The sequence below is a fragment of the Mumia sp. zg.B21 genome, assembly GCF_019550855.1.
Lineage (GTDB): Bacteria > Actinomycetota > Actinomycetes > Propionibacteriales > Nocardioidaceae > Mumia.
In genome coordinates, this window is the sequence record NZ_JAHWCJ010000001.1 from 993,400 (window position 1) to 1,006,923 (window position 13,524).

Here is a 13,524-nt window from a genome sequence, read left to right on the forward strand (position 1 = left end):
CTCCTAGCGGGCCTTCACCGGCGGCATGGTCGTCATCAGACGTCTTACCTGCCAGACGTAGAGCAGACCGGCCCAGCAGTAGAGTGCGACGCCCCAGATCGCGAACGCCCAGCCGAAGACGCGGGCCAGGCCGGCGACCGTGCCGGTGTCGTCACCGAGGAGCAGCAGCGGGAACGCGTACAGGAGGCCGGCGGTCGCGGCCTTGCCGAGGAAGTGCACCGGCAGCGAGCTGTAGCCGCGGGTCCGCAGGAACGGCACGAGCGCGAACAGCATGAGGTCGCGCAGCGGCAGGATGAGGGCCAGCCACCACGGGATGATGTCGCGCATCGCGAGACCGAAGACCACGGCCAGGATGTAGAGCCGGTCGGCGATCGGGTCGAGCAGCGCGCCGAGCTTGGAGGTCTGGCCGAGCCGCCTCGCGAGGTAGCCGTCGAGGTAGTCGGTGATGCCCGAGACCACGAGCACGACGAGGGCCAGGACGTCCTCCTCAGGGCCGAGGACCAGCCACAAGAAGACCGGCACGCCGAGGAGGCGGACGACACTGAGCGCGTTGGGGATCGTCAGGACACGCTCGGCACTCGAGGCGTTCGGGGCGGCGGTCACTGGGTTCCTTCACTCGAGAGGCGTCGCTGACGCGGGAGTCACGGCCGACCCCAGACTAACCGCTGCCCATACGCGCTCGGTGGATCACCTGACGAACCCGGCGCTTGCACCGCCGTGAGGGCTGCGAGACTGTGAGCACAACTCAAGAGAATCGATGGAGGACACGTGGCTGAGTACACCTTGCCCGATCTGCCGTACGACTACGGAGCTCTCGAGCCGTACATCTCCGGCAAGATCATGGAGCTGCACCACGACAAGCACCACCAGACGTACGTCAACGGCGCCAACCAGGCGCTGGAGCAGATGGCCGAGGCCCGCGACACCAACGGGCTGTCGACTGTCAACCTCCTGGAGAAGAACCTCGCGTTCAACCTCGCCGGACACGTGAACCATTCGGTGTTCTGGCCCAACATGTCGCCCGACGGCGGCGACAAGCCCGATGGCGAGCTGGGTGCTGCGATCGACAGCTTCTTCGGGTCGTTCGACAAGTTCCGCGCCCACTTCGAGGCGACGGCACTCGGTATCCAGGGCTCCGGCTGGTCCATCCTGGCCTGGGAGACGCTGGGTCAGCGCCCGATCATCTGCCAGCTGTACGACCACCAGGGCAACCTGCCGGTCGGACTGGTCCCGCTCCTCATGCTCGACATGTGGGAGCACGCGTTCTACCTGCAGTACCAGAACGTCAAGGCGGACTACGTCAAGGCATGGTGGAACGTCGTCAACTGGGCGGACGTCCAGGCCCGGTTCGAGGCAGCGCGCACGAACACCACGTCGCTCTACGTGCCGTGACCGCACGCGCAGCGTGCTGAGGCGTTAGCCGCCTCAGCGGTCGGGAGCCCGGTCGGCCTTCGGGTCGGTCCGGGCTCCTGCCGTCTCCTCGGTCCTCTCCCCCGGGCCGCGCCTCGGGCGCTGCTCGGCGAGCTGCGCGAGATAGGCGTTGTACGCCGTCAGGTCGGCGTCGTCGTTCTGGTTCGCACTGCGATCGTGACGCACCGCCTCACGCGCGTCCGACCGGAACCACTGGACGAACAGGGCGCCCATCACGAGCACCAGCGGCACCTCGCCCATCGCCCAGGCGATCCCGCCGCCGAGATACTGGTCCTCCAGCAGGTCGGTGGCGTACGGGCGGTCGAGCGAGGTGTAGTAGCCGCCCGCGACGACCGTCGTCATCGCCATCAACGCGATCGAGAAGAACGCGTGGAACGGGATCGTCACCAGGAGGATCACGAACCGCCAGAGGGGGGCGAGCCGCCGCGGAGACGGGTCGACCCCAATGATCACGTAGTAGAACAGCGCGCCTGCGGCGAGGAAGTGCAGCTCCATCAGCCCGTGGCCGATGTGGCTCTCCATCGCGTTCTCGAAGACGGGGGTGAAGTAGAGCCCGTACAGGCTGCCGACGAAGATCGCCGCGGCGAACAGCGGGAACGTCACGACGCTGACGAAGCGTGAGTGCAGCAACGAGACGAGCATCGCGCGCGGGGACACGTCGCCCTTCTGCCTCGGACCAGGGAGCGTCCGAAGCGCCAGCGTCACCGGCGCACCGAGGACGAGCAGGATCGGCGCGACCATGCTCAGCACCATGTGCGACACCATGTGGGCGCTGAACAGGACGTGCGAGTAGACGCCCAGGCCGCCGAAGGTCGCCCAGGCGACCATGAGCAGACCCGACATCCAGGCGATCGTGCGTCCGAGCGGCCACGTGTCGCCGCGACGGCGCATCACCCGCAGGCCCGCGACGTACAGGGCGAGCCCGAGCCCGACGACGGCGAGCCCGACGCCGTTGGCGGTGAACCCCCAGACGAGGTGCCACAGCGTCGGCGCCGGCGGGAGCGCCCCACCGAGGATCGCCTCGGCGGGCGACTGGTAGAGGTCGGCCGGCCGCGGGGTGGGGGTACGGGACAGGGCGACTGCGACCGCGACCGTCATCCCCATCACGAGGAGCTCGACCGCGGCGACGCGGAGGAACAGGTAGCGAGCGCGCCCCTGTGCGGGCCCGTCCTCGACGAGACCGCCGGAGCGCTCGAGCGCGACGACCGTACGGCGACGGTGCAGGAGGCCGATCATCGCGAGGACGACGAACGCAGCGACCTTCGCCCACACCAGCAGCGCGTACTGCGAGTCGAGGTCGCCGAGGTCCTGGAGGCGGGTCGCCGCATTGACCACTCCGGAGATCCCGATGATGACCACGCACCACAGCGCGAGCGTCGAGAACCGCGACACGCCGGCCGGCAGCCGCCGGCTCCCGCGGAGCGCGATCCACGCCAGCCCGGCGAGGCCGCCGACCCAGAGCGCGGCGCCGGCGAGGTGCAGCAGCATGCTGACCACGGCCAGGTCGTGGGACCCCGATCCGGCGGCATGTCCCGAGAGGGCCTGCGGGACGAACCCTCCGAGAGCGAGCCCGAGCAGGAGCGCCGTGGCCCTGACGCTGAAGGTGCGGCGGGCGAGGACGGCCACCAGCAGTGCGATCACCGCTTGCGCGACCAGCGCCCAGCCCAGCGAGGAACCGTCGAAGAACTGTGTCAGGACGCTCCACGAGAGCTCGTCGACGCCGATGAGGAGGGTCGCGGCGGCGTTCAGCGCGAAGAGGACGAGAGCGGCGGCGGCCCAGACGAGGGCAGCGACAGCCGCCCGGCGTACGGCACGAGCCGAGAGCCCCTGTACCTCGCGGGCGCTCGAGGGCAGCAGGAACGCGGCGGTCGTCAGGAAGCCGACGGTCACGAGGCCGGCGAGGTCGGACACGACCTTCACAGCAGGGATCGCCCATCCCGTGAACGGCCCCGGGTCGGGGATCCCCGGAGGCGGCGGCTCAGGCGCCGCTCCCCCCAGCTGCAGCGCCACGTACAGCGTCACGGACGTCACGAGGAACCCGGCAAGGGTCCAGCGCACGGGCGCGGTCATGACGACTCCTTGTCCTCTCGCCGCCGCGGCCACAGGAGGAGCGCTGCCGCGGCGACCACTCCGGCGGCACCCCACAGAAAGTGTGCACGGTGCGCGTGAAGGAAGCTCTCCTGGTGGGCCTCCTGGTCGTCGGCCCGGGTCTTGTCGACGGTACGCCCCTCGGTCACGGTGAAGAACACCGATCCGCTGATGGGGTGGCCGTCGGCGGAGACGACGCGGTACGAGGCCCGGTACTCCCCCGCGATCTCGGCGTCGTCGAGCCGGGCGCGCACCGCCACCCCGTCAGTCCGTGCCTCGCCGGCCGTGACGTCGGTGCCGTCAGGGGCCTCCACCACGACGAACGCGGGCGTGGTGACCCTCTCGTTGAAGGTCAGCACGATCTCGGCGGGCAGCGTCGCCACCGTGGAGCCGTCCTCGGGCGAGCTGGACACCAGGGCGGCGTGACCGACCGCCGCCGGGCTGCTGAGCAGCAGCAGCCCGACGACGGAGACGCAGACGAGCGCGGCGTCGCGCACGCTGCGAGCGGCCCGGTTCATGAGGACCGTGACCTCCTGCGGACAAGGCTGGCGCCCAGCACGCCGACCGCGAGGGCCAGGACCGCGATCCCGCCGACCAACCAGCCGTCGACGCCCTCGGAGTCGTCGTCGGCGGCGTCCGAGGAGTCGTCGGTGGTCTGGGCGCCGTGCGACCCGTGGCCGCCCTCCCCGGCGTCGGCCAGTGTGACCACCGGCGCGGGGCGCTCGGGCTCCTCGGCTCCCTCCTCGGTCGGCTGGTCCCAGGCCACCGAAGAGCCGTCGGAGTAGGTCTGGGTGGCGGGGAACACGAGAGTGTCGGTGTCGGTGGGCAGCGGTCCGACCCGCAGGTCGAACACGTCGAACTCGCCTGGCGCGATACCGGCGCCGGGCTCGGCGGTCCAGGTCACGGACCGGTCCTCGACCTTGGTGACCTTCCACCCCGGCTTCGTCCGGGTGCTGACGAACTCGAACGTCACGCCCTTGGGGAAGGTGACGGTGAGACCGGTGGTCCTGGCGGTGTCGGACTCGGTCGGGACGCGGAAGGACAGGGTGGACCATCCACCCTTCGCCGCGTCCGGGGCGTCGACGCCGACGTGGGCGGCGGCCGGCGGGACGGTGGCGAGGGCGAGGGCTGCAGATCCGGCGAGCACGCCGGATCGCACGACGAACGTCTTCATGCTGGTGCTTTCTGCTGGTGGGGGTGCGTGACGGAGGGTCAGACCCGCACAGGGGGGCCGCGACGGCTGACCGTCGGGCCGAGCAGAAGGACGGCCGGCGGCGACGAGTCGGTCGCCCACCGCACGTCACGCGACGGACGCGGGAGAACCGGGACGACCAGCGCACCTGCGGCGTACGCGAGGCGGCGCACCGGCCGGGCGACGACCAGCGACAGGACGCTGACGAGGGCGGCGTCGCCGTGGCGGAGCAGGGCGACGGTCGCGACGGTCGCCACGAGGTGGCCGGCGAGCATCGCCGCGTCGGGAACGGCACCCGGCGATGCCGTCGATGGAGCGACGGGCCCGGCCTGGGCTCCCGCGATCGAGCACCAGAGGTGGACGCCGGCCTGGACCGCGAGCACGAACCCGCTCAACGTCCGCACGGTCCACCGGCGCGCGGCGAGGCGGTAGGCCAGCGCGGCCGCGACCGCCACGGTCACCACAACCGTCCGGCCGGACGGGACAGAACCCCCGCCGGACAGGTGTCCGAGCAACGCGACGCAGAGCGCCGTCGCGGCGACCACCGTGGCGCGCGCCGCGCGCCAGAGGGGCGCGCCTGCTGCCTGGTGGACGACCGTGCTCACGCCCGCCAGCCTAGTTGACCGCGTCGTGGGGGCTCGAGGTCCCCGGCCTCACCCCTCGCGCGGCTCGCGGTCGGAGACGCTGCCGTCGGCGCTGATCAAGGTCACGGCGTCGTCGGAACCGCGCGCCGAGCCACCGGTGATCTCCGCGCCGGCGTCGGCCACCACGCCCACGAGACGCACCCCTGCCCCGACGCTGACCCCTTCGAGCAGGACGCTGTCGATGATCTCGGCGCCCTCGGCGATCTGGCAGTCCGGTCCGACGACGCTGTGCCGCACCGAGCCGGCGACGCGGCTGCCGGGGGCGAGCAGCGCCTCGTGGACCTCGGCGGACGGCGCGAGCCAGGCCGGCAGGCGGACGGGTGCTGCGGTCCGGATGGGCCACTGCGGGTCGTCGAGCCTGACACCGGTCCGGTCCAGCAGGTCCATGTGCGCCTGCCAGTAGCCGTTGATCGTGCCGAGGTCCCGCCAGTAGGACTCCAGCCTGTGCTCCACCACGCGAGCGTGGTCCACCAGGTGAGGTACGAGCTGGTCGCCGTAGTCGTCGAGCTGGTCGTGCTTCTTCAGGAGCTCGTCGATGGTGTCGAGGAGCGCCGTCGTCCGGTAGACGAAGATCTCGGCGGCGACCAGGTCGGTGGCCGGCTCGTCCGGCTTGTACGCGAAGCCGGTCACACGGCCGTCGTCGTCGGTCTCGAGGACGCCGTGGCGTGAAGCGTCCGGGACGCCTGTGGTGGTCACGACCGTGAGGTCGGCGTCCGCGTTCGTGTGCGTCTCGAGGACGTCGCGCAGGTCGAGGGTGTAGAGGTGGTCGGCGCTCAGGACGAGGACGACGTCGGGCGAGCGGTCTCGCAGTGCCTCCACCTGGCGGGCGATGGCGTCGGCGTTGCCTTGCGCGAACCCGCTCCCCTCCGTCCCCTCGAAGGGCGGCAGCACCTGGAGCCCTCCCCAGGATCGGTCGAGGTCCCACGGGCGGCCGTGCGCGAGGTGCTCGTTGAGGCTGCCCGGCAGGTACTGCTCGATCATCCACACGTCGCTGATCCCGCTGTGCACGAGGTTCGACAGCACGATGTCGACGAGCCGGTAGGTCCCGGCGACCGGAAGAGCGGGCTTGGCGCGTCGGTCGGTGAGCTCGCCGAGGCGGCTTCCCTTGCCCCCGGCGAGCACGATGGCGATGATGTCGAGACGGTCCATCCTGGAACTCTAGGCTCGCCGTGGTCGCCCCGCCGGTCGCGAGCGCAGCGGCCACGTCGTCGTGACGAGTCCCGATCAGCCGAGGATCCGACCGAGGGCGACGGCGTCGTACGGGGCGCGTCCGTCCGCATCGTTGTCGAAGTACACCCACGTCGGCTGGTCCCAGGATCTGATGCGGTCGGCCCAGGTCCGGAGCCGCTGGACCGAGTAGCCGCCGTGGTAGAGGTCGGTGTGGCCGTGCAGCCGCACATAGGCGAACGAGGCCGTCGGCCTCTCGATGATGGGCCACCGGCCTGCCCCGTCGGAGACGACCAGTGCGACGCGGTGGCGCCGGAGCACCTCGACGACCTCGTCCAGCCCGTCTGTGGTCCGGACCTCCACCGCGTGCTGGATCGGGCGCTGCCCTCCCTCGACGGCGCCCGGCAGCCAGACACGATCGCCACCGACCTGCGGTCCGTGCCGGCGTGCCAGCGTGACGGCCTGACCGTACGTGCGCGGCAGCAGGCTGCAGAACGCGTCGAGCGACTCCGGGGTGGGGGCGCCGCGGGCCGGGAGCTGCCACAGGAGCGGCCCGATCTTCTCGCGCAGCGCGAGCACGCCGGAGGCGAGGAAGGTCGCGAGCGGCTGCTCCGCGTCGCGCAGCCGAAGGAGGTGCGTGAGCAGACGACTGCCCTTCACGGCGAACCGGAAGCCCTGCGGCGTCGCCTCGTACCAGCGCGCGTACGTGGTCGGCCGCTGCAGTCGGTAGAAGCTCGCGTTGACCTCAGCGGTGTCCATGCGCTGCGCGACGTAGGCCAGCTCGTCGGCCTGTCTGAGCCCTCGTGGGTAGAAGTCTCCGCGCCATGATCCGTAGCTCCAGCCCGAGATCCCGACCCGAACGCGTCGCGACCCTGCCATGGCTCCACGCTAACGGCCCGGTATCGGCCATGCCGACGTACGAGCGCTGGTTTCCACCGCCGGGTTCGTCACGCGCAGGTTCGTACGGTGATCATCCCTCCTTGGCGAACCGCAGGAGCTGCGGCAGGTCGAAGCTGCCGTCGTCGCGGGCCATCGGTGCCTGCGGCCTCCAGTTGGGCTCCACGCTGAGGTACGACAGCGGGTCCTCGTTGAGGAGACCGATGAGGACCTCGGCGACGATTCGCCCACCGACCGGTCCGAGCGTCTTGCCGTCCGCGAGCGTCTCGGCCTCCTTGAGGATGTAGAACCACAGAGGCGGATGCATGCGGAGGTCCTCGCTGAGGTCGCCGATCCCGAGCGTGGCCGCGTCGAGCGGGTCGACGCCCATCGCGCGGGCGACCGTGTTGCCGGCCGGAAGCCCGAGCGCGACCCCGCGCTGCAGGTTGCGCTCCGCGAGGGCGTGCGGCGGGTGTGCCGACACCGAGAGCGGAAGGTCCGCCAAGGGCCGCGCGAGCTGCGTATCGATGGGCAGCGACGCCTGCGCAGGAGTATCCGAGCCAGGCATGTCGACCATGAACTTCCACTCGACCGCCCACTGGGGAGGCAGGCGACGGAAGCCGTTGAGGTTCGACAGCTCGTCGGGCGGCAGCTCCGTGCCGAAGATCGGGATGGGGCCCTGCGCCCCTCGTGCGTTCCGGACGAAGTCGTTGATGTGGTAGCGGCCGCGGATCATCGAGTGCCCGAACCGGTAGGCCGCCACGGCGAACTCCACCGGGATGTAGGCCTCGTGGGCCGGCTCGTAGAACTGGAACGTTGGCCGTACCAAGGACGTCGTCGCCCCGTCGGGGCCGGAGACGAAGGTCTCCGTGCGCAGGATGTCGTCGACGACCGCCTGACCGACGATCCGCCGGAGGAAGTCGTGCACGACCACCCACTGGTAGTGCCACCTGACCAGGCGCTGGGTCTCCTTGAATGCGTCGTCGCCAGTGAGCGGGGTGGTCGCTCCCACGACGTCGGCGACGCGGTTGTGGAACTGCAGCATCGAGACGTGGAGCTGTGACACGAGCAGGTTCTCGTCGTTGCGGGGATCCCCGATGAGCGCCCGCCCGAAGAAGACCTCCTCACCGCTCGTGCGCTGCCGGGGCTCGTTCCTCGGGAGGTCGGGCCCCGCGCCGCTGGTCTCGGTCGGGACGACGCCGACGTCCTCACCGAGCCGCATCTTCGTCACCGGGCCGGAGTCGTCGTACAGGTACGGCTGGTCCGCGGGACCGCGCCCGTACAGCGAGTCCAGGTCGAACCGCGGCGTACGGAAGTTGTGCAGCGCGTCCGGGTCGTTCTGACGACGCAGGCTCGACACCGGGTCGAACGTGATGTCGTGGTCGACGAACTGCCCGAAGTAGGTGTACCCGGACGGGATGTCGGGGTTCTCTGCGGCGGGTGGTCCGGCCGGCTCGACCATGCGCTGTGCCAGAGCGGTCATGTCGTCGGCGGCATGCTCGAACACCGGGAGGTGTCGGAACATCCGTCCGAAGCGGCCGGACTTGAACGACGACGACGGGATCATGTCGATCCCGCGCTGTGACGCCCCGTGGTGGACCGGCCTCGTGGGCGTGGTCGGCTCGGGCGCCGGTGTGGGCGGGCGCTCCTCGGCGGAGGTCGTCTCGTGCCCGATGGTTGTGGCCATGGTGCTCTCCTCACAGGTGGGGTTCCCGAGACACCGGCACGACAGCGCCGGCGTGGTGGCGGTCGAGGGCCCGCCGATCTCGAGCCTGCCCCGCACGAGGGTCACGATCAGGCGTGATTGCAATCGGACAAATCAGCCAGGTCGTGTCAGGCCAGGCGAGCTTCGCCGACGAGATCCTCGGCCAGGGCCGCGGTCAGCTCGTCGTAGGTGAGCCCGCAGCCGAGCAGGTAGTGGAGCTTCGTGTACGCCGCCTCCACGGTCATCGCCCCACAGCTCACCACGCCTCCCTCCACCAGGACCCGACCGGCGGCGTACCGGGTCAGATCGACCACGGCCGCCGGTGTCTGGCTCACCGCCACCACCGGGATCCCCGCGTCGCGCAGGTCCAGAAGTCGTGACTCGGCCACCGGGTCACGCGGGGCGGTCCCGCCCCCGAACACCCGCACCACCACACCGGCCGGCTCCCGTGACCAGGCGAGCTGGTCGTGCCAGTGGTCGAGAGTGACGGTGGCGAGGGCGACGAACCGCTCCGCGGCGTACGCCTGGAAGCGGTCGACCGGCAGGAGTGCCGACCGGCGCCGGCTGGTGCCCGGGTCACCGGCGAAGCCGTCGAGGTCGGTGGTGGAGCGCTTCCATGCCGTCGCGGCGGCGAGAACGCGCCCGGCGAACGCGACCGAGACCCCGGGCCGGTCCTCGATGGCGGCGTCGAGCGCGAGCCTCAGGTTGTCCGCCACGTCGCTCCCCGGCTCGTTCGGGCCACGCTGGGCTCCGGTGAGCACCACCGGACGCGGGGCGTCGGCCAGCGCGTACGCGAGAGCGCCGGCGCTGAAGGCCATGCTGTCCGTGCCGTGCACGAGGACGACACCGGCGACCGACGGGAGCGCCGCACGGATCTGCCGCTGCCACCGGTTCCAGTCCTGCGGACCCATCTCCGCGCTGTCTCGCAGCGGGAGGTCGAGGACCAGCTCGGCCGGGACGTGGCGGACCGCCGCCCATCCGTCGACCACCGCCCGCAGCACGTCGACGCCCTCGGCACTGACCTCCAGGCCGCCGCCGGATCCCGGCGACATGGTGGCGGTGCCGCCGGTGACGATGACGAGGACGCCGCGCCGCCCGCCGAGTCCCGGCGACGTCCGGACATCGGCACGTCCGCGTGTCGTCAGGCCGTCGGTCACGGCGCCGAGGCTACCGGTCCCGTTCGCCCGCCACCTGTCCGGACGTCGAGCACAGGACGGTAGCGGTCGTACAGGCTGACGATCAGCGTCAGGAGGAACACGAAGAAGAAGCCAGCCGTGAGGAAGAACTGCTCGTTGTTCGGGAGGACCAGGCTCGCCACCAGCACCAGTCCGATGTTGAGCGCCGACAGCGCGAAGAACGTGGTGACCGCCGACTCGAGTCCACCACCGCGTCGGGCTGTCCACAGTCCGAGGAAGGAGTTCACGACCACCAGCACGGTGCAGCTCACGGCGATGTCGAACGGCGACGTACGCACGCTCGGCACGATGTTGGCGATGATGATGCTCACGAGCGCGACGATCACGGTCTTCTCGCCCAGCTGGGCATCCAGGACCTTGCCGTGCGCGACCCGGAACGCCGCGCGTTCCCGCTCCCTGTCGATCTCGGCGGGGATCGGTGGCGCCACGACCTGCCAGGCGTGGTCGGGTGGGGCGAGCCGCGGTCGTACGACGAACCAGAAGACCGCCGCGAGGACGAGTGCCGCGAAGACCATCGCGGGCAGGAACCAGTCGACGTCACGGATGGTGTCGGTCAGGTCGAGCTTGAAGACGTGGATCCACGCCTCCTGCGGGATCTTGATGACGACCCAGATCACCGCTGCCGCGGCGATCCACCAGCGCATCGAGAAGCGCTTCGGGTCCCATCGCAGACGCACGAGCTCGTAGAAGATGAAGAAGTACTCGAACGTGTTGGGGAAGACCAGCAGCAGCCACCGGTGGGTGCCGCCGGTCAGCTCGAAGATCGTCGTCCCCACCAGGCGGTAGAAGAAGAGGAACCGGGCCACCTCGAACGCCGGGCGGCTCGTCCAGTTGCGCATCGTGGCCACGTAGGCGAGCGAGAGGTAGAAGACGTCGAGCGCCTTGTCATAGCTCTGGTAGTGCGTGAGGTCGAGCGACGTGAAGGTCTGGAAGATCGTCTGGTCGACACCGTCGAGCAGCATGCAGGCGACGATCCCCGGCAGGGGGAACGTGAAGATCAGCAACGGGACCAGCAGGCGCGCGGCGACCACTGCCCAGAACACCGTCATGTCCACCGACTCGTTCATCCGCGTCCTCCTAGTCGGCGCCCAGCTGCGCGACGAGCGGAGCGTCGAGAGGTCTCACGGCAGGTGCTCCTCGGTGAGCGCGTCCCAGCCGGTCGCGATCGGCACCGTCCGGGCGTCCAGCCAGTGCTCGTGCTGGTCGAGCGAATGAGGGCTGGCAGGATCACCGGCCGCACCGAACGGGACCCCCCACCTGCTCCGGGAGCGGTCGGACAGGTCCCAGATCCACCGAGCGACGGACCCTCGCGAACAGACGTCGCTGACTCCCGGGATCGTCGCGGTCGACCGCACGGTGTCGGTGTCACCCGAGAGACCCGTTCTGGGCAGTCGGGCGAACGCGGCACCGGGCACGCCGGCGAGCACGCGCTGGGGCTCGAGCCGATGACGGTCGCCCCAGGCCTCACCGCCGTCTCGGGCTGCCGCGTCCTCCAAGGCGTCGCGCGCCACGGCAGCACGGTCGATGCCGAGCGGGCCGGCCGGCCCGTCGGCGGCGAGGAGCACGCCCAGGCCGTCGGCGATCCTCGCGCGCACGTCGAACCACGGGTCGAGCACCGGTCCCATCTCGTGGGGGGCGTGCAACGCCGCCAGCGCGGGCAGATCGGCCAGCCGACCCACCAGTGCGCTGCGCCAGGCGGCGAAGGCGGCAGCCTCCACGCTCGCGGCGTCCATCCGCCCGTCCCACGCCCGCAGGCGTGCGGCCAGCTCGTGAGCCCGCGCCGAGACGGCGGCATCCCCGGGCGCTGGGAGGTGATGGAGGAGGCCGACTGCGCTCGAGGCGAGCGTGTCGCGGTGGATGTCGTGCATGTCCTCGACGGCGAGCGCTCCTCGTGCGTCGAGCAGCTCGTCCAGGAGCGTACGGATCCGCCTCGCCCGGTGCGGCGGAGAGTAGGCGTGCCCGAGGCGCAGCGCCGGGTCCTCGGGGCGCTCGTTCGCATCGACGGCGCAGTCGTGGATCGCGCGAGAGGGCGGCAGCCGCCTCCACGCGACCTTCTCGACCCCGGCTTCCCAGCCGTCGCGAGATCGACGTCGGGCCGTGGCACCGGTCTCCGGCACGCGCCCGGCAGTCAGGCTCAGCACCTTCCCGTCCTGGTCGGCGGTCAGCACCCGGTTCACCGGGTCGACCCAGCGACCGAAGGCGGCGGCGACCTCCTCGGCCGACCGGGCCTGCAGGAGCGGCCGCAGCGCGGCGGTCCCCAGGTCGGAGGTGGCGCGTGCGGGGAACCGCGCCGAGTAGGCGAGGACCTCGTACCCCGGCCGCTCGGGACCGAAGCCCGGGCCGAGACCGGGGCCTGCGACGACGAGGCCCCTCGGCGTCTCGATCCAGCCGGCCGCCACCGGATCGTCATCGCGTACAGCGATCACCTCCTCCCCCGACGCCACGGCCTCCCACCCGGCCGGGCCGTACGCCTGGACCTCCCCGCTCTCGGTGCGACGGAGGCGCTCGCGGAAGACGTCGACGTGGTGAGCGGCCGCGTTCGTGATGCCCCACGCGACCTTCTCCGCATGACCGAAGTGCGGGACACCCGGCACTCCCGGGAAGGCGAGGCCGACCACGTCCACACCCGGGCATGCCAGGCGGATCTGCTGGTAGACGGCGGGAATCCCGATGGTGCGGTGCGGGTCTCCGGCGAGCAGCGGGGCGCCGGTGCTCGTCCGTGAGCCGTGCAGCGCCCACGCGTTGCTCCCGGACCCGGTCGCGGTGTCGGCGTGGAAGACGTCGACGAACGCGTCGCCGAGAGCTCGCCGGACGTGCTCTCGCCAGAGCAGCGAGGGCAGGTCGGAGAACAGGAGGTGCGTGACGTGCAGGATCCCCAGCGGCGCCCACTCGGGCCAGCGAGCCTCGGGGAGGACGGCGTTCACCCCGTCGACGTAGGCCGAGACCCACGCCCGGTCGTCGGGGTCGAGGGCCTCTGACGCCCGCCGTGCGGTGTCCGCGATCCGCGCGCTCCGGGCGAAGCGGTCCCACGCGACGCCATCGCGCCCGATGTGCTCGGCGAGGGTGCCCTGCGCTCGCCAGTGCTCGACCTGGATCTGGTCACCGCGGTCGCGAGCCGTCACCCGTCCCTGCGCCTCCGCCAGCTCGAGGAGGGACTCCGCACGCACGTGCGGCACCCCGTACGCGTCGCGGAACAGGCGGGCGTTCATGCCCGAAGTGTGGCAT

At 71.1% G+C, this 13,524-nt stretch carries 12 protein-coding genes; 1 reads left to right on the top strand and 11 read right to left on the bottom strand.

The genetic code is table 11. From position 1 onward, the window contains the following. Window positions 1-3: 3 nt before the first annotated feature. Window positions 4-603 (bottom strand): CDP-alcohol phosphatidyltransferase family protein, encoded by a 600-nt coding sequence (locus KV100_RS04945; RefSeq protein WP_220341766.1) that lies wholly within the window; start codon window positions 601-603, stop codon window positions 4-6. Between the two features lie 165 nt (window positions 604-768). Here KV100_RS04945 and KV100_RS04950 point away from each other — a divergent pair, with 165 nt between their 5' ends. Continuing rightward, on the top strand, window positions 769-1,392 hold the full coding sequence (locus tag KV100_RS04950; protein WP_220341767.1) for a superoxide dismutase: 624 nt from the start codon (window positions 769-771) through the stop codon (window positions 1,390-1,392). A gap of 33 nt (window positions 1,393-1,425) precedes the next feature. Here the strand turns inward: KV100_RS04950 and KV100_RS04955 are convergent, their stop codons facing one another. The 10 genes from KV100_RS04955 to KV100_RS05000 form a co-directional block, all read right to left on the bottom strand. Continuing rightward, complete coding sequence (locus tag KV100_RS04955; RefSeq protein WP_220341768.1) at window positions 1,426-3,501, bottom strand: cytochrome c oxidase assembly protein; 2,076 nt, start codon at window positions 3,499-3,501, stop codon at window positions 1,426-1,428. Beyond that, a complete protein-coding gene (locus tag KV100_RS04960) occupies window positions 3,498-4,037 on the bottom strand; it encodes a copper resistance CopC family protein (RefSeq protein ID WP_220341769.1) in 540 nt (179 codons plus the stop codon). The genes KV100_RS04955 and KV100_RS04960 overlap by 4 nt, the downstream gene beginning before the upstream one ends. After that, window positions 4,034-4,693 (bottom strand): YcnI family protein, encoded by a 660-nt coding sequence (locus KV100_RS04965; RefSeq protein ID WP_220341770.1) that lies wholly within the window; start codon window positions 4,691-4,693, stop codon window positions 4,034-4,036. Before KV100_RS04965 ends, KV100_RS04960 begins: the two co-directional genes overlap by 4 nt. A 38-nt stretch (window positions 4,694-4,731) precedes the next feature. Then, complete coding sequence (locus tag KV100_RS04970) at window positions 4,732-5,316, bottom strand: hypothetical protein (RefSeq protein ID WP_220341771.1); 585 nt, start codon at window positions 5,314-5,316, stop codon at window positions 4,732-4,734. 48 nt (window positions 5,317-5,364) lie between these two features. Beyond that, window positions 5,365-6,504 (bottom strand): glucose-1-phosphate adenylyltransferase family protein, encoded by a 1,140-nt coding sequence (locus tag KV100_RS04975; protein ID WP_220341772.1) that lies wholly within the window; start codon window positions 6,502-6,504, stop codon window positions 5,365-5,367. 75 nt (window positions 6,505-6,579) lie between these two features. Then, window positions 6,580-7,401, bottom strand: a complete 822-nt coding sequence (locus tag KV100_RS04980; protein WP_220341773.1) for a DUF72 domain-containing protein — start codon at window positions 7,399-7,401, stop codon at window positions 6,580-6,582. Between the two features lie 91 nt (window positions 7,402-7,492). Continuing rightward, a complete protein-coding gene (locus tag KV100_RS04985) occupies window positions 7,493-9,085 on the bottom strand; it encodes a heme peroxidase family protein (RefSeq protein WP_220341774.1) in 1,593 nt (530 codons plus the stop codon). 146 nt (window positions 9,086-9,231) lie between these two features. Next, window positions 9,232-10,260 (bottom strand): asparaginase domain-containing protein, encoded by a 1,029-nt coding sequence (locus KV100_RS04990; protein ID WP_220341775.1) that lies wholly within the window; start codon window positions 10,258-10,260, stop codon window positions 9,232-9,234. Further along, entirely contained in the window at window positions 10,257-11,366 is a 1,110-nt protein-coding gene (locus KV100_RS04995; protein WP_220341776.1) for a hypothetical protein, read from the bottom strand. Before KV100_RS04995 ends, KV100_RS04990 begins: the two co-directional genes overlap by 4 nt. Window positions 11,367-11,420: 54 nt before the next feature. Beyond that, window positions 11,421-13,508 carry a penicillin acylase family protein gene (locus KV100_RS05000; protein WP_220341777.1) on the bottom strand — a complete coding sequence of 696 codons (2,088 nt, stop codon included), beginning with the start codon at window positions 13,506-13,508 and terminating at the stop codon, window positions 11,421-11,423. Between the last annotated feature and the right edge of the window lie 16 nt (window positions 13,509-13,524).